The sequence below is a fragment of the Acidovorax sp. GW821-FHT09B03 genome, assembly GCF_059418305.1.
On sequence record NZ_JBWKPP010000026.1, the window covers coordinates 63,588 to 79,372 of the forward strand.

Consider the following 15,785-nt stretch of genomic DNA (forward strand, 5'->3'; position numbering starts at 1 on the left):
CCCAATCCCCCACCGCTCAGGGCACGATCAGCCGCGCCACATCGTGCGCCATGCCCGAGGGTTCGCGTGCCAGGTGCTCCACCAGGCTGCGCCGGTCGGCCTCGGTGCGCTGCTGCGACAAAAAGCACTTGCCCTGCAGTGCCGTGACCTCGATCTCGAACCCCACCAGGTGCCGGGCCGCGCCCTGCACGTAGTCGGGCGCCGCCAGTTCCAGCGACCAGGGCTCGCTGCGCCCGGCCTCCTGTGCGGCCGTCAGGGCCGCGAGGTGGGCCAGCACCCAGGCGGGGTCGCCGTCCACCCAGCGCAGGTGCCCGCGCGCCTGCACGGCCACGTAGTTCCAGCTCGGTGCCAAGCGCGCACTGCGCTGGCCATTCACATACCAGCGCGGCGAGATGTAGGCGTTGGGGCCCTGGAATAGCACGAGCAGGCTGCTGCCATCGGCCACATCCCGGCGCATTGGATGGTCGCGCACCACATGGCCCCGCAGGCAGGCCGGCGCAGCGTCCGGCTGGTGCAGCTCCAGGGGCAGCAGATGGACATCGGTTGCACCGGTGGCGCTGGTGGTGACCAGCGTGGCCAGGGGGTAGCTGGCCACCAGGTGGAGCAGCGTGGCCGGGTCGTTCTCGGCAAAAAGGGGCTGGGCGTGCATGGCCCCAGTGTCGGCCGGTGCGGTGTGTGCGTATTGAACGTTCCGGCCAATGGTTTCCTACTCCAGCACCAGCGTGCGCGCCAGGTGGCCGTACACCGTGGCCACGCGGCGCAGGTGGCGCGACTCGGGGTGGGTGAGCAGCCACAGCCCGGTCTCGCACTCGTCCAGTGACCCGGTCAGCGCCACCAGGCCGGGATGCGGCTGGGCCAGGAAGACCGGCAGCACGCCCACGCCCAGCCCCAGGGCCACCAGCTCCATCACGGTGAGGATGCTGCCCACGCGGTAGCGCGCCACCGCCTTCGGAAAATGCCGCTTGCGCCACAGCACCGAGGGGTGCTCGGGCAGCGCATCGTCGGGCGCCACCCAGTCCTGGCCGGCCTGCACATCGGCCAGCTGTTGCACCGGGCCCTGGCGCGCGGCATACAGCGCCATGCGGATGCGGCCCACCTGCCGGCCCACCAGGTGGGCCGGTGGGCGGCGCGTGGCGCGCACGGCGATGTCGGTGTCGCGTCGCGTCAGGCTGGCCAGGTCGTTGCCGGCATGCAGCTCGAACTGCAGCAGCGGGTGCTCCCCTTGCAGGGTCCGCAGCGCGGGCGCCACCAGGCCGTGCAGGATGGTGTCGGTGGTGGTGATGTGCACGTTGCCAGACACGCGCTCGGGCTGTTGCTGTGCCTGCGCCGCGGAGCGCGCCGATTCCAGCGCCGACTCCAACTGCTCGGCATGCCCGGCCAGGGTCTGTGCCAGCTCCAGCGCCTGGTAGCCCGTGCGCGAGCGCGTGAACAGGGCTTGCCCCAGCCCGCGCTCGATGCGCTGGAGTGTGCGGAACACGGTGGACGGGTCCACCCCCAGGCGCTCGCCGGCGCCGGCCAGCGTGCCGGCACGTACCAGGGCCAGCACGTTCTCCAGGTCGCCGGCACCCAACTGGAAAGGGGCGGCTTGATATTGCGTTGTTGCAATCATGGTTTGCGGTGCTGCGTATTTTGATTTCTCTGACGCAATCATAGATTCAGAGCTCCCACCCCTCAAGGACCTCTGCCATGCCCCACGCGCTCACCCTCATCAGCCACCCCCTGTGCCCTTATGTCCAGCGGGCGGCCATCGCCCTGGCAGAAAAGGGCATCGCTTTCGAACGCATCGACATCGACCTGGCCAACAAGCCGGCCTGGTTTCTCCAGATCTCGCCGCTGGGCAAGACACCGGTGCTGCTGGTCGATGGCCAGCCCGTCTTCGAATCGGCCGTGGTCTGCGAGTACCTGGACGAGACCTTCCTGCCCCGCCTGCACCCCGAGGACGCGCTGGCCCGTGCCCGGCACCGGGGCTGGATGGAGTTCGGCTCGGCCGTGCTCAACGCCATCGGTGCGCTCTACGGTGCCCCTGACGAAGCCGCTCTGGCGGTCCGTGCGAGGGACCTGCGGCGCCTGTTCGTGCAGGTCGAGGCACAGCTGTCGGCCCGTGCCGAAGCGGGTCCTTACTTTGCCGGACCGGATTTCACACTGGTCGATGCGGTCTTCGGCCCGGTGTTCCGCTATTTCGATGTATTCGACCGGATCGGCGACTTCGGCGTGTTCACCGGCCTGCCGCGCGTGGCGGCCTGGCGCACGGCGCTGGCGGCCCGGCCCTCGGTGGCTGGCGCCGTGGGTGCGGACTATGGGGACCGGCTGCGCGCCTTTCTGCACGCCCGGCAGGGCGCGCTGGCGGAGCGGGCGAGGGCTATGCCACCACCGGCACCAGCTGCGGCAATGCCGGCGTAAAGCCGCCGAGCTTGCGAAACTGCCGCGTCATGTGCGCCTGGTCGGCATAGCCCGCCTCCTGTGCCAGATGGGCCAGCGAAGGCCGGCGCCCCCCTTGCACCAGCGCCATGGCGCGTTGGAAGCGCAGGATGCCGGCCAGGCTGCGCAGCGGCAGGCCCACGGCGGCCAGCACGTCGCGGCGCAGCGTGCGCTCGGGCAGGGCCAGGGCGGTGCACAGCGCCTGAAGCGGGGCACCGGGGTGCTGGCGTAGCCAGCGCAGGGCCTGCAGAGCGCGGGCCTGGGAGGGGCCAGTGGCCGGGCCGGCTCGCCGCGCCAGGGCCGCCGCCGCGCCCGCCAGCGCATGCTGCAGGCCGTCCGCGCAGGTCGCGGCCAGCACCGGGGTGGCCAGGGGGCCGAGCGCCTGCTCTGCGGCGGTCCCGGTCAGCACCCGGTTCACCAGCGCGGCCGGGTCGAGCCCCAGGCAGGCGCCACCCCAGCCCAGCTGGAAGCGCACGCCCACGCTGCAAACGGCGGCGCGGTGGGCCACGGTGCTGGGGCGGTTTGCGGGGCCGGCAATCGCCAGGCTGACGGCAGCGATGCCGCCGCTGGCGTCCAGCATCGCGTGGGCCACCAGGTCCATGCGGCCATCGGGCAGCACGGCCTGCCGGCGCCCGGCCACCGGACCGTAGCGCCACAGCGCCTCGATCCGCAGGGGGTCCAGCGGGCCCAGCGGCAGTTCTTCGTAGGGCAGGGTTTGCTGCGAGGGCTGGCGCATGCCGGCGCGGATTACTACATTCCCAGCGACTTGAGCAGTTCGTCGGTGTCGGATCCGCCACCGCCATTGTCCGCAGCGGGAGCCGGGGCCGGGGTGCTCTGTGCGCCCCGTGCGTTCTGGGACATCAGCGCGTCGGGGTCTGGTGTGTCCTGGGCTTCGAAATCCACCATCTTGATGAATTCGGTGCGGTCGATGGCCAGCTCCAGGTAGAAGATGTTGTTGCTGGAGGTGTAGAAGGTCACGCGCCGCGCCTCGGGCTTGTCCAGGTTGGCGTCCACGCTGAGCATCACCTGCTTGTTGAGCACCAGCATCTTGGGCTGGTTCTGCGTGATGTGGGTCTGCAGCTCGCGCCGCACCTTGCCGGTGAAGTCGCCCACCACCTGGTTCATGAGCTCGCCCATCACGTTGGACACCTCGTCGGAGGTGTAGGACGAGACCAGGTCATCCTTGGACATGCCCATGTTCAACAGGTAGCTCGAATACAGCTCCATGGCTGCCTGGGCCGAGAAGTTGATGATCACCAGGCCCGAGAAGCCGCCGTCGAACAGCACGAAGCAGCCGATGTCGGGTTTCAGGCAGGTCTTGCTGATGCGCTGCACCATCCCTGAATAGTGGATCTGGCTGTGGGTGGCCACATTGAGCACGCGGGTGACCGAGTTGCACAGGCTGATCAGCAGGTCTTCGGTGCCGTAGATGACGGAGGTTTCGGTGTGGCTCATGGTATTCGCGGGGTTGCTACTCGACAAAAAGGGTGCTGTACAGAGCATAGGCGAAGCCGCCGCCGTCGGCCAGCGTGCTTTCCTGCCACTGTGGCCTGCTTCGGGTTGACAATCAAGCGGCAAGGCGTATCGTGCCAGCCAACCAATACAACAGGGAGGAATCCAATGGCGGCTGCAGTGTTTACCTATGGGCTGGGCGATCTGGAGGCTGTCGCGGCGGGCGCCGCGATACTGGCCAGTGGCGGCGGTGGCAGTTACAACGATGCCTGCACCATCCTGCAGCAACTGGCGCAGCAGGGCAGCTTCACGCCGGTCACCGTCAAGGACTACGACGGCGCCACCGCTTCCTGCGTGCTGGCCATCATGGGATCGCCCGACGCCGCCGACGGGCTGACCCTCGCGGCCATCCAGAACTCCATCACCAACACCTCACAGGTGTTCGAGCAGGCCACCGGGGCGCCGCTGGGCTGCGTGATCCCGGTCGAGATCGGCCCCATCAACTCCCTGGTGCCACTGATCGGGGCCGGCATGTCCCGCGGCACGATCTACGTGGTCAACGGCGACGGCGCCGGCCGCGCCGTGCCCGAACTGCCGCAGACCACCTTCACCGGCAGCGCGCAGCTGGCGCCATGCCCTTGCGCGCTGGCCAGCGACGCCCCTCCTTCACCGCTGGTCGAATCGGCCGTGCTGGGCGCGCCCACCGCGGACAAGGTGGAAACCCTGGCGGGCGGCGTGGTCGGCGGCTTCGGGGGGTACTCGGGCATCGCCATGTGGCCATCGAACCAGGGCAACGGCTACGCGCTGTCGGGCAACTACATTCCCGGCACGCTGGAGCAGGCGCGCCAACTGGGGTTTTCGCTGCTGCAGGCAGCCAGCCCGCCGTCCACGGCGTCTGTGGCGGCCAACATCACCCAGCTGACCGGCCGGCCGGCCCAGGCGGTGCTGACCAACTTCTACATCACGGCGGTCACCCAGTCCACCTCCAGCGCGTCCTCGCTCGATTCCGGCATCATCCGCCTGGACAATGCGCAGGACCCGTCGCAGAGTACCGAGACCCATTACCTGTACAACCTGAACGAGAACCTCATCATGTACGGCACGGCGAGCACCTCGCCCGACATCATCGCGCCCGACTCGATCTGCTACTACTCCGAGAGCACGGGCCGGGGCTTCTCCAATGCCAGCGATGACCTGGCCCTCTACTTCGACACCGCCACGGGCAAGAGCACCGGCCGGCAGGTCAGCATCATCCAGGTGCAGACCGCCCCCCAGCTGTACAACACGCCGGGCGTGGTGGCTTCGTTTGCGGGGCTGCTGCGCAACATCGGCTACGCCGGTGCCATGCCCTCGGCCTGAGTGGATGGGCCACCATGGGTGAAGCGGACCTGAACCGAGAGCGGCTGGAGCTGGCACTGGAAGCGGCCGGCCTGGACCTGTGGGAGAACGATCTGCTCACCGGCAACGTCACCCGCAAGGCCACCAAGACCTTCTTGGAGCTGGGTTTTACCGAGGAAGAGATCGTCTCGGGCCTGCAGGACGTCTACGGTCTGTTCCATCCCGACGACCTGGCGACGGTGCAGACGGCCGTTGCCGACCACATGTCGGGTGTCACGCCGCAGTACCGCTGCGAGTTCCGGCTGCGCGCCAAGAGCGGCGAATGGGTCTGGTACGCCAACTACGGTCGCATCATGGACGGCCACACCGACACGCCGGGCAAGCGCCTGATCGGGGTGACCTTCAACATCGATGACCGCAAGCGCAAGGAAGACGAGATCGCCCAGATCAACCGCCAGCTGCGCGAGCAGAACGCCTTGCTGCAGCAGCTGAACACGGCGCTGGAGCAACTGGCCGCATGCGATTCGCTGACCGGCCTGTCCAACCGGCGCACGCTGATGGACCTGGGCGCCCGTGAATGCCTGCGCACCGGGCAACTGGGCCAGCCGCTGTCGCTGATGGTGGTGGACATCGACCATTTCAAGGCCGTCAACGACGCCTGGGGCCACCTGGCCGGTGACCGGGTGATCTGCGCCGTGGCCCAGGCCTGCCTGGCGCGCTCGCGCACGGCGGTGGACATCGTGGCCCGCTTCGGCGGCGAGGAATTCGTCATCGTGCTGCCGGGCATCGACGCGCCCAGTGCGCTGCGCCTGGCCGAGTCGCTGCGCACGGGCGTGTCTGACCACAACGTGCTGGTCGATGGTGACGGCGCCTGCGTCACCGTCACCGTGAGCATCGGCGTGGCCACCCTGTACGACGTGCGGGGCGCCAGCTTCGAAGAGCTGGTCAACACCGCCGACAAGGCCCTGTACCGGGCCAAGCAGGCTGGGCGCAACAATGTCCAGTCGGCCGTGGCTGCAGAGTCCGAGGCCCGTGCCGGGGCCCACATGCTGCTCGACCCGGCGCAGATCCAGGGCAGCGCACTGGCCAGTTGAGCGCGGGGGGTCAGCCGCTACTCTTGCCCGCGGCCTGGTGGATGGCCGCGCGGATGCGCGGGTAGGTGCCGCAGCGGCAGGCATTGCCCGCCATGGCGGCGTCGATGTCGGCATCGGTGGGCCGCGCGGTCTTGGTGAGCAGGGCGCAGGCCGACATCAGCTGGCCGCTCTGGCAGTAGCCGCACTGGGCCACGTCCAGCACGGTCCAGGCATTGCGCAAGGCCTCGGCCTGTGGCCCCGCCAGGCCTTCGATGGTGGTGATGTCTGCGTCGCTCACGGCCGACAGGGGCGTGATGCAGGCGCGCGTGGGCTCGCCGTTCAGGTGCACGGTGCAGGCGCCGCACAGCGCCATGCCGCAGCCGAACTTGGTGCCGTTCATGTGCAGTTCGCCGCGCAGCACCCACAGCAGGGGGGTGTCCGCCTCGGCGTTCACGGAAATGGCCTTGCCGTTGATGCGAAGGGTGGTGGGCATGGAAGAGGCTCCAGGTTGGTTCAGGCCACGCGCAGGGGCAGGCTGCGCAGGCGCTGGCCGTTCAGCGCGAAGAGGGCGTTGGCCACGGCCGGGGCAATCGGGGGCACGCCCGGTTCGCCCACACCTTCGGGTGGCTCGGTGCTGGGGATGATGTGGACCTCGATGCGCGGGCAGTCGGCCATGCGCAGCAGCGGGTAGTCGTGGAAGTTGGTCTGCTGCACCTGGCCCTTGTCCACGGTGACCTCGCCATGCAGCGCCGCCGTGAGGCCGAAGACCACGGCGCTCTCCATCTGCTGGGTGATGAGGTTGGGGTTGATGGCCGCGCCGCAGTCGATCACGCAGACCACGCGGTGCACGCGGATGGCCTTGCTGTCCGCCGCCACCGAGACCTCGGCCACCTGCGCGACGATGGAGCCGAAGGACTGGTGCAGCGCGATGCCCCGGGCACGCTTCGCACCCGATGCCTCGGCTGCCAGCGGCTGGCCCCAGCCCGCCAGCTCGGCCGCCTTCTTCAGTACCTGCAGATGGCGCGGGTGCTTTTGCAGCAGGCCGGCGCGAAAGGCCACCGGGTCCTGCCCGGCCGCGACCGCCGCCTCGTCCATGAAGCTTTCCTTGAAGAAGGCCTGGTGCGAATGCCCGACCGAGCGCCAGAAGCCCACAGGCAGCGGCAGCGTGACGATCTCGTGGGCAATGCGCGCGTGGGGCCACTCGTAGGGCTGGTCGAAAGCACCTTCCGACGTGGTCTTGTCCGGCCCGGCACCGGGCAGTCCGAAGATGCGCCCGAGCACCTGCGGCACGATGGCCTGGCCCACCGAGAGGTTGTCCCAGGCCACCAGCTTGCCCTCGCCATCGAAGCCCGCCTTGAAGCGCGCCATGCAGGCAGGGCGGTAGAAGTCGTGCTGCGTGTCCTGCTCGCGCGTCCACAGCGTCTGCACCGGCGCACCACCGGCCGCGCGGGCGATGGCGGCGGCCTGGGCCACGTAGTCCACCTCCAGCCGGCGGCCGAAGCCGCCGCCCAGCAGCAGTTGCTGCACATCCACTTTGTCCTCTGCGATGCCCAGCACCTTGGCCGCGGCGGCGCGCGCCAGGTCGGGCACCTGGGTGGAGGTCCACACCGTGGCCGCCCCGTCCTTGAACTGCACCGTGCAGTTGATGGGCTCCAGCGCCGCATGCGCGAGGTAGGGCGCGCGGTAGTCGGCCGTGATGGTGCGCGCCGCAGCCTGCATGGCCGCTTCGGCATCGCCGCTCTGGTGGTAGCCAAAGCCCTTGGCCTGGTCCAGCGCCTGGGCCAGTTGCGTATACACCGCCGCACTCGACAGGGCGGCCGCCGGGCCATGGTCCCATTCCACCGTGACGGCGGCTGCTGCCTTGCGCGCATGCCAGGGCGTATCGGCGATCACGGCCACCGCGCCGGTGCCGCCGTTCAGAGCATCCACGGTCAGCACCTTCTTCACGCCGGGCAGCTTTTCGGCGGCGGCGCCGTCCATGCGCGCCACCTTGCCGCCGCGCGTGGGGCACATCACTACGGCGGCGTGCAGCAGGCCGGGCGGATTCGCGTCGATGCCGAACACGGCCGTGCCGTCGAGCTTGCTGCGCGCCTCGATGCGTGTGAGCGGCTTGCCGATCAACCGGAACTGCGCCGCCTCCTTGAGCGCCACTTTGCCGGGCAGCGGCTGCTGCGCCGCCAGGGCCGCCAGCTCGCCGAAGCTGGCGCGCTGGCCTGCGGCATGTTCCACCACACCGGCCTGCACGCTGCATTCGGTGGCCTGCACGTTCCACTGCGCGGCTGCCGCGCGCACCAGCATGGCCCGGGCGCTCGCGCCGGCCTCGCGCATGGGTTGCCACAAGTCCTTGATGCTGGACGAGCCGCCCGTCATCATCACGCCCACCTCGCGCATGGTCTTGGCCGTGAGCCAGCCGGCCACAGCCTTGATGGAGCCGTCGTTGTCGGGGTGGAAAGGCAGGCCGTCGACCACCGTGGCCAGGTTGTTGTAGATGTCGTCGATGGGCGCCATCTCCAGCCGCACCTGGGGCCAGTCGGCGTCGAGCTCCTCGGCCAGGATGGCGGCCAGGCCGGTGTGCGTGCCCTGGCCCATCTCGGCCTTGGCCATCATCACCGTGACGGTGTTGTCCGCGCCGATCTTGAGCCAGCCATTGAGCGCTGCCTGCCCGCCCGCCGTGGGCAGCGGCGCGCCCGTGCGCAGGCGCTGGCGCGGGGGCAGGGCCCCCCAGCCAATCACCAGCGCGCCCGCTGTGGCCGCACCGGCCCAGAGCACTGTGCGTCGTTTCACCATGGTTGTTGCCTGCCTCTCGTGGGAACCGTCTTTCAACCATCGTAAACCCAGGGCCGGGGCGGTGGGCAACGCCTAGGCGACACAAACTGCAAATCGCCTCCCTGTCGGGGCTTTTTTGCTGCGCTCAGCGCGCTGGCCAGGCGGCAAAGGCGGGCATTTGCTCCGCCTGCCCGGCATGGGCGGCCAGCGCCGGGTGGTGCGCCGTTTTCACCACCTGGGCCACCATCATCTGCATGAAGTCCCACGCCACCGCGATGGTGATACCTGCATCGCCGATCTCCCTGGCAGGGGCGGGCAGGGGCTCCCGTGCCAGTTCGTCCTCCAGCAGGGTGCATGAGGCCAGCAACTGGCCTGTCACGCGGTCCAGCCAGGGCGCGTGCAGCTTGTCGGCGGGCCGCAGCTGGTGTTCGTAGACGATCTGCACGGCCTTCTCGCAGGCCGCCAGCGCCAGGCCGGCCAGGCGCAGTTCGCGCTGCAGTGCCGGGCCCCCTGCGGGCTGCAGCCGGCGCGGGGACTGCGTGGCCGCCCATTGCAGGATCAGCGTCGAGTCCATGAGCACGCCGCCGTCGTCGCAGACCAGGGTGGGCGCCTTGACCACCGGGTTGATGCGGCTGAAGGCCTCGAAGGTGCTGAACACCGAGAGCGGCAGGTGCGTGAACGGCACATCAAGTACCGTGAGCGCGATGGCGACGCGGCGGACAAAGGGGGAGTCGAGCATTCCAACCAGCTGCATGGGCGTGTTTTCCTCTGAGCGCGGCCACCATTGGCCGCAGGACTTGCACGGTATGCGCCCTTGCGCGGCGCGGGAAGGGCCGGCCATCGGAATAATGGCTGTCAAACCGATGGATGATCGGCCACCCCGCAACCCCGTTCGACACGCAGCACCATGGAACTCGACAAGAAGGACTGGCTCATTCTCGAAGCCCTGCAGACCGATGCCCGCCAAAGCCTGGCGGCCCTGGGCAAGCGCATCGGCCTGTCGCAGCCCGCCATGAGCGAGCGCGTGCGCAAGCTCGAGGACGCGGGCGTCATCGAAGGCTATGGCGCCCGCGTCAGCCTGCGCGCCATCGGCGTGCGGCTGCAGGCCCTCATCCGCATCCAGACCACGCATGCCGGCATCGCGCCCTACCTGAAGCTGTTCGCAGCTATGCCCGAGGTGCTGGAGGCCGACCGTGTCACGGGCGAGGACTGCTTCATCGTGCGCTGCGCCATCGCCGAGCCCGAAGACCTGCAGCGCGTGGTGGACGCGCTGGCGCAGCACGGCGGTGTCACCACCTCGCTGGTGCTGTCCAGCCCGGTGCGCAAGACCACTACCGTGCACGCGCTGCAGCGGCCCGTGCGCTGAGCGGCGGCGTATGCCGAGGTGGCTTTCGCAGCTATCTTTTCGGTAGCGTCAAGTGCCCGCCCGGCAAGGGGTGGGTGGTGTTCGGACTCCCTCTTGTAACCGGGCGTGTACGCCACCCGGCGTATTTCCGATCTGAGGGGCTGTCTCCAGAATCCATTCCATCGACCGAACCGGTGCCCGACCAGGCGCCATCGGGCGAAGCGGTTTGATGAACCACCACCCCTTCCTCTGGAGAAGCACACATGCAACGTCGTTATTCCCTCAAGGCCCTTGCGGCCGTCGCTACGCTCGCTGGCCTGTCGGCGCTGCCAGCCCACGCGCAGGACACCATCAAGGTCGGCATCCTGCACAGCCTCTCGGGCACCATGGCGATCTCGGAAACCGTGTTGAAAGACACCGTGCTGATGGCCATCGACGAGATCAACGCCAAGGGCGGTGTCCTGGGCAAGAAGCTCGAACCCGTGGTGGTGGACCCTGCCTCCAACTGGCCCCTGTTCGCCGAAAAGACCAAGCAGCTGCTGGGCCAGGACAAGGTTTCGGTGATCTTCGGCTGCTGGACCTCGGTGAGCCGCAAGTCGGTGCTGCCCGTGGTCGAGGAAATGAACGGCCTGCTGTTCTACCCCGTGCAGTACGAGGGTGAGGAACTCTCCAAGAACGTGTTCTACACCGGTGCCGCGCCCAACCAGCAGGCCATCCCCGCGGTGGACTACCTGATGAGCAAGGACGGCGGCAGCGCCAAGCGCTGGGTGCTGCTGGGCACCGACTATGTGTACCCCCGCACCACCAACAAGATCCTGCGCGCCTACCTCAAGTCCAAGGGTGTGAAGGACAGCGACATCGACGAGAAGTACACCCCCTTCGGCCATTCCGACTACCAGACCATCGTCGCCGACATCAAGAAGTTCAGCCAGGGCGGCAAGACGGCCGTGGTCTCCACCATCAACGGCGACTCCAACGTGCCCTTCTACAAGGAACTGGGCAACGCCGGCCTGAAGGCCAAGGACGTGCCGGTTGTCGCCTTCTCCGTGGGCGAGGAAGAACTGCGCGGCGTGGACACCAAGCCGCTGGTGGGCCACCTGGCTGCCTGGAACTACTTCCAGTCCATCAAGAGCCCGGCCAACACCGAGTTCATCAAGAAGTGGGGCGACTACGCCAAGGCCAAGGGCATTGCCGGCCACAAGGACAAGCCGCTCACCAACGACCCGATGGAAGCCACCTACATCGGCATCAACATGTGGAAGCAGGCCGTCGAGAAGGCCAAGAGCACCGATGTGGACAAGGTGATCGCCGCCATGGCCGGCCAGACCTTCAAGGCACCGTCGGGCATCGTCTCCAAGATGGACGAGAAGAACCACCACTTGCACAAGAGCGTGTTCATCGGCGAGATCAAGGCCGACGGCCAGTTCAACGTGGTGTGGAAGACGCCTGGCCCGGTCAAGGCCAAGCCATGGAGCCCGTACATCGAAGGCAACGACAAGAAGAAGGACGAGCCGGACGGCAAGAGCAAGCTCTGATTTTTGTCGGTTCCGGGAGGCGCAGCGCGCCTCCCTTCTTTCCCCCTCGCTTCCGTGGCCTGCCCGGGAGGAGGGGCGACGCCAGCGCACCGCCGCATTCCCCTGACGCCACTGGCCGCTATGCTTTCATCCCTCATTTCCCGCCTGTTTGCCTGCTTGCTGCTGTGTGCGGCCGCGCAGGCGCACGCGCTCACGGCCGAGTCCGCGCGCGCCATGGCGGCCGGCGACACCGATGAGCGCATCGCCGCGCTGCAGGCCGCCATCGCCACGCCCGACGAGGCCACCATCGCCTTCATCCGCGCCATGGGCGACGACGCGGTGAAGATCGCCGGCGACAAGGCCATCGTCATCAAGGACGACAAGGGCATCGACCCCGTGACCGGCGCCGAGGTGCCCGTGCCCGACGACGCCGAGGACATCGTCAACAACAACCGCATGCGCGGCGAGTTCGACACCACGCTCGCCTCGCTGCAGCTCATGTCCGCCGACATCGCGCAGCGCCGCAAGGCCGTCGACGCGCTGCGCGAAGAAACCGACGAGGCCCGCCTGCCGCTGGTCGAAAAGGCCCTGGCCGCCGAGCAGGACGCCGGCCTCAAGGTGCGCCTGGAAGGTATCCGCGCACGCATCCTCATCAGCAGCAGCGACGCTGCCAAACGCCTGGAGGCCACCCAACTGCTGGCTGCCAGCGCCAACCCCGCCACGCGCACCGTGCTGCTGGAGCAGCTGCGCAGCGAGGAGGATCCCAAGGTGAAGGCCGCCCTGCAGACCGCCCTCAAGGCGGTGGAAGAGCGCCTGCAATGGGGAGATCGCCTGGCCGCCATGTTCTCGGGCATCAGCCTGGGTTCCATCCTGCTGCTGGTGGCGCTGGGCCTGGCTATCACCTACGGCCTCATGGGCGTGATCAACATGGCCCATGGCGAGCTGATGATGATCGGCGCCTACGCCACCTATGTGATGCAGGGCGTGTTCCAGCGCTACTTTCCCGGCGCGTTCGACTGGTACCTGGTGGCGGCCATGCCCGCCGCCTTCCTGGCTTCGGCGCTCATGGGCGCGGTGCTCGAGCGTGGCGTGATCCGTTTCCTCTACGGCCGCCCGCTGGAGACGCTGCTGGCCACGTGGGGTATCAGCCTCATGCTGCAGCAGTTGGTGCGCAGCGTGTTCGGCGCGCAGAACGTGGGCGTGGAGAACCCCTCGTGGATGAGCGGCGGCGTGCAGCTCATGGAGAACCTGCAACTGCCCTGGAACCGGGTGATCATCGTCGCCTTCGCGCTGGCGGTGCTCGGGGGCGTGGCCTTCCTCATCAGCCGCACACGCCTGGGCCTGTTCGTGCGTGGCGTCACGCAGAACCGCCCCATCGCCTCGTGCATGGGCGTGAACACCGCCCGCGTGGACACGTACGCCTTCGCGCTGGGCTCGGGCATCGCCGGGCTGGCGGGCTGTGCCCTCAGCCAGGTGGGCAATGTGGGCCCCGACCTGGGCCAGGGCTACATCGTCGATTCGTTCATGGTGGTGGTGCTCGGCGGCGTGGGCCAGCTGGCCGGCACCGTGTATGCCGCGCTCGGCCTGGGCGTGCTCAACAAGTTCCTCGAAGGCTGGACGGGCGCCGTGCTGGCCAAGATCGCCGTGCTGGTGTTCATCATCATCTTCATCCAGAAGCGGCCGCAGGGCATCTTCGCGGTCAAAGGGCGTACCGCTGACTGAGCGGATCGAGACAGAACATGACGACGACTACGCCTTCCTCCCCCTCCATCATCCAGCTGCCTGCACCGGCGCCGCTGCTCACGCGCGGCGGCTGGTCGGCCTTCATCGTGGCGCTCATCGTGGTGTGTGCCGTGGCACCCGTGCTCAACCTCTGGGTGCCTGCCGGCAGCCCGCTGCACCTGTCCGACTACGCCGTGGCCCTGCTCGGCAAGATCATGTGCTACGCCATCTGCGCGCTCGCCATGGACCTGATCTGGGGCTACACCGGCATCCTGAGCCTGGGCCATGGCCTGTTCTTCGCGCTCGGCGGCTACGTGATGGGCATGTACCTCATGCGCCAGATCGGCCGCGACGGCAACTACAAGAGCGACCTGCCCGACTTCATGGTCTTCCTCGACTGGAAGGAACTGCCCTGGCACTGGATGCTGTCCGACAGCTTCGTGGCCACGCTCATCCTGGTGGTGGCCGTGCCCGGCATCGTGGCCTTCGTGTTCGGCTACTTCGCCTTCCGCTCGCGCATCAAGGGCGTGTACTTTTCCATCATCACCCAGGCCATGACCTACGCGGCCATGCTGCTGTTCTTCCGCAACGAGACGGGCTTTGGCGGCAACAACGGTTTCACCGACTTCAAGCGCATCCTGGGCCAGCCCATCGCCACGCAGAACATGCGCATGCTGCTGTTCGTGATGACAGGAGTTGCGCTGCTCGGCTTCTTCCTGCTGGCGCGCTGGCTGGTGCGCAGCAAGTTCGGCCGCGTGCTGCAGGCCGTGCGCGACGCCGAGACGCGTGTCATGTTCTCGGGCTACTCGCCGCTGCCCTACAAGCTCACCATCTGGACCATCAGCGCCATGATGTGCGGCGTGGCGGGCGCGCTCTACGTGCCCCAGGTCGGCATCATCAACCCCGGCGAGATGAGCGCCGCCAACTCCATCGAGATCGCCGTCTGGGCGGCCGTGGGCGGCCGCGCCACGCTGATCGGCCCCATCGTGGGCGCCTTCATCGTCAACGGCGCCAAAAGCTGGCTCACCGTGACGGCGCCCGAGTTCTGGCTGTACTTCCTGGGAGCGCTGTTCATCGCAGTCACGCTGTTCCTGCCCAATGGCGTGGTGGGCCTGGTCAAGAAATTCAGCCGCAGTGGCGATGACAAGAACGAGAAGAAGGGAGGCATGCAATGACCCCGGACCTGATGGAAGAGGGCGCCCGGCGCGTCGAGCGCCACGCCGCCCCTGTGGTTCAGGGCCAGACCGAATCGGGCGGCCGCGCGGCTGGCTTCTCGCGCGTGGCCACGCCCGGCGAGGTGGACGTGGCGCACGGCCGCATCCTGTACCTCGAAGACGTGAACGTGAGCTTCGACGGCTTCAAGGCCATCAACAACCTGAGCCTCGATATTGCCCCCGGCGAGCTGCGCTGCATCATCGGCCCCAACGGAGCGGGCAAAACGACGATGATGGACATCATCACCGGCAAGACACGCCCCGACAGCGGCACGGTGTTCTTCGGCAGCACCATCGACCTCTTGCGCCACAACGAGCCCGAGATCGCCAGCCTGGGCATCGGCCGCAAGTTCCAGAAGCCCACGGTGTTCGAGCAGCTCACGGTCTTCGAGAACCTGGAGCTCGCCCTCAAGACCCACAAGGGCGTGAAGTCCAGCATGTTCTTTCGCCTGGACTCCACCCAGTCCGACCGCCTGGCCGAGGTGCTGCACACGATTCACCTGGCGGGCAGTGTGTCGCGCATGGCGGGCAACCTGAGCCATGGGCAAAAGCAGTGGCTGGAGATCGGCATGCTGCTGATGCAGGACCCGAAGTTGTTGTTGCTCGACGAGCCCGTTGCGGGGATGACGGATGATGAGACGGCGCGGACTGCGGAGTTGTTCCTGACTTTGAAGGGCAAGCACTCCCTCATGGTGGTGGAGCATGACATGGGGTTCATTCGCACGATCTCGGAGATCGTGACTGTCTTGTGCGATGGGGCTGTTCTGGCGCAGGGGACGTTGGACCAGGTGCAGGCGGATGAGCGGGTGATTGAGGTTTATTTGGGGCGGTAATGGTTTGCTGCTCTTCGTTCTTCGGTGCTTTGTTTGAGGGCGGAGGCCGGGATGTGCGCCCGGCGGCGCACCTACTTTCTTTTGCGTCGCCAAAAGAAAGTAGGCAAAGA

Annotated in this window: 15 protein-coding genes; 8 read left to right on the forward strand and 7 right to left on the reverse strand. The window is 67.8% G+C overall.

Features of this window, described 5'->3' with window-relative positions:
* Window positions 1-16: 16 nt before the first annotated feature.
* Window positions 17-649 carry an FMN-binding negative transcriptional regulator gene (locus AC07PA_RS30020; RefSeq protein WP_494609906.1) on the reverse strand — a complete coding sequence of 211 codons (633 nt, stop codon included), beginning with the start codon at window positions 647-649 and terminating at the stop codon, window positions 17-19.
* Window positions 650-706: 57 nt separating this feature from the next.
* Window positions 707-1,609, reverse strand: a complete 903-nt coding sequence (locus AC07PA_RS30025) for a LysR family transcriptional regulator (protein ID WP_494609907.1) — start codon at window positions 1,607-1,609, stop codon at window positions 707-709.
* A gap of 77 nt (window positions 1,610-1,686) precedes the next feature.
* Between AC07PA_RS30025 and AC07PA_RS30030 the strand changes: the two genes are divergently transcribed.
* A complete protein-coding gene (locus AC07PA_RS30030; RefSeq protein WP_494609908.1) occupies window positions 1,687-2,400 on the forward strand; it encodes a glutathione S-transferase family protein in 714 nt (237 codons plus the stop codon).
* Here the strand turns inward: AC07PA_RS30030 and AC07PA_RS30035 are convergent.
* Both AC07PA_RS30035 and AC07PA_RS30040 read right to left on the reverse strand, forming a co-directional pair.
* Window positions 2,360-3,154 carry a helix-turn-helix domain-containing protein gene (locus tag AC07PA_RS30035; protein ID WP_494609909.1) on the reverse strand — a complete coding sequence of 265 codons (795 nt, stop codon included), beginning with the start codon at window positions 3,152-3,154 and terminating at the stop codon, window positions 2,360-2,362. The two genes, AC07PA_RS30030 and AC07PA_RS30035, sit on opposite strands and share 41 nt — an antisense overlap.
* Window positions 3,155-3,168: 14 nt before the next feature.
* Window positions 3,169-3,873 carry a DUF3334 family protein gene (locus tag AC07PA_RS30040; RefSeq protein ID WP_494609910.1) on the reverse strand — a complete coding sequence of 235 codons (705 nt, stop codon included), beginning with the start codon at window positions 3,871-3,873 and terminating at the stop codon, window positions 3,169-3,171.
* Between the two features lie 165 nt (window positions 3,874-4,038).
* Between AC07PA_RS30040 and AC07PA_RS30045 the strand changes: the two genes are divergently transcribed.
* Entirely contained in the window at window positions 4,039-5,229 is a 1,191-nt protein-coding gene (locus tag AC07PA_RS30045) for an S-methyl thiohydantoin desulfurase domain-containing protein (RefSeq protein ID WP_007855646.1), read from the forward strand.
* Window positions 5,230-5,243: 14 nt separating this feature from the next.
* On the forward strand, window positions 5,244-6,302 hold the full coding sequence (locus AC07PA_RS30050) for a sensor domain-containing diguanylate cyclase (RefSeq protein WP_007855647.1): 1,059 nt from the start codon (window positions 5,244-5,246) through the stop codon (window positions 6,300-6,302).
* A 10-nt stretch (window positions 6,303-6,312) separates the two neighbouring features.
* Here AC07PA_RS30050 and AC07PA_RS30055 read toward each other — a convergent pair whose 3' ends face one another.
* The 3 genes from AC07PA_RS30055 to AC07PA_RS30065 form a co-directional block, all read right to left on the reverse strand.
* The gene (locus tag AC07PA_RS30055; RefSeq protein WP_494609911.1) at window positions 6,313-6,774 is read right to left on the reverse strand and encodes a (2Fe-2S)-binding protein; all 462 of its coding nucleotides are present in this window, start codon (window positions 6,772-6,774) and stop codon (window positions 6,313-6,315) included.
* Window positions 6,775-6,794: 20 nt separating this feature from the next.
* Window positions 6,795-9,068 carry a xanthine dehydrogenase family protein molybdopterin-binding subunit gene (locus AC07PA_RS30060; RefSeq protein WP_494609912.1) on the reverse strand — a complete coding sequence of 758 codons (2,274 nt, stop codon included), beginning with the start codon at window positions 9,066-9,068 and terminating at the stop codon, window positions 6,795-6,797.
* Between the two features lie 124 nt (window positions 9,069-9,192).
* On the reverse strand, window positions 9,193-9,801 hold the full coding sequence (locus tag AC07PA_RS30065) for a glutathione S-transferase (protein ID WP_494609913.1): 609 nt from the start codon (window positions 9,799-9,801) through the stop codon (window positions 9,193-9,195).
* A 153-nt stretch (window positions 9,802-9,954) separates the two neighbouring features.
* On the opposite strand from AC07PA_RS30065, the gene AC07PA_RS30070 reads away from it, so the two are divergent.
* From AC07PA_RS30070 to urtD, 5 genes are all read left to right on the forward strand, one after another.
* Window positions 9,955-10,413, forward strand: coding sequence for an Lrp/AsnC family transcriptional regulator (locus tag AC07PA_RS30070; RefSeq protein WP_494609914.1), 459 nt, complete (start codon window positions 9,955-9,957; stop codon window positions 10,411-10,413).
* A gap of 242 nt (window positions 10,414-10,655) precedes the next feature.
* Window positions 10,656-11,927 (forward strand): urea ABC transporter substrate-binding protein, encoded by a 1,272-nt coding sequence (gene urtA, locus AC07PA_RS30075; protein WP_007855656.1) that lies wholly within the window; start codon window positions 10,656-10,658, stop codon window positions 11,925-11,927.
* Window positions 11,928-12,047: 120 nt separating this feature from the next.
* Window positions 12,048-13,628 (forward strand): urea ABC transporter permease subunit UrtB, encoded by a 1,581-nt coding sequence (gene urtB, locus AC07PA_RS30080; RefSeq protein WP_494609915.1) that lies wholly within the window; start codon window positions 12,048-12,050, stop codon window positions 13,626-13,628.
* Between the two features lie 17 nt (window positions 13,629-13,645).
* Window positions 13,646-14,803: an urea ABC transporter permease subunit UrtC gene (gene urtC, locus AC07PA_RS30085; RefSeq protein ID WP_494609916.1), complete on the forward strand. Its 1,158-nt coding sequence runs from the start codon at window positions 13,646-13,648 to the stop codon at window positions 14,801-14,803.
* The gene (urtD, locus tag AC07PA_RS30090; protein ID WP_494609917.1) at window positions 14,800-15,675 is read left to right on the forward strand and encodes an urea ABC transporter ATP-binding protein UrtD; all 876 of its coding nucleotides are present in this window, start codon (window positions 14,800-14,802) and stop codon (window positions 15,673-15,675) included. The genes urtC and urtD overlap by 4 nt, the downstream gene beginning before the upstream one ends.
* The last annotated feature ends 110 nt before the right edge of the window (window positions 15,676-15,785 follow it).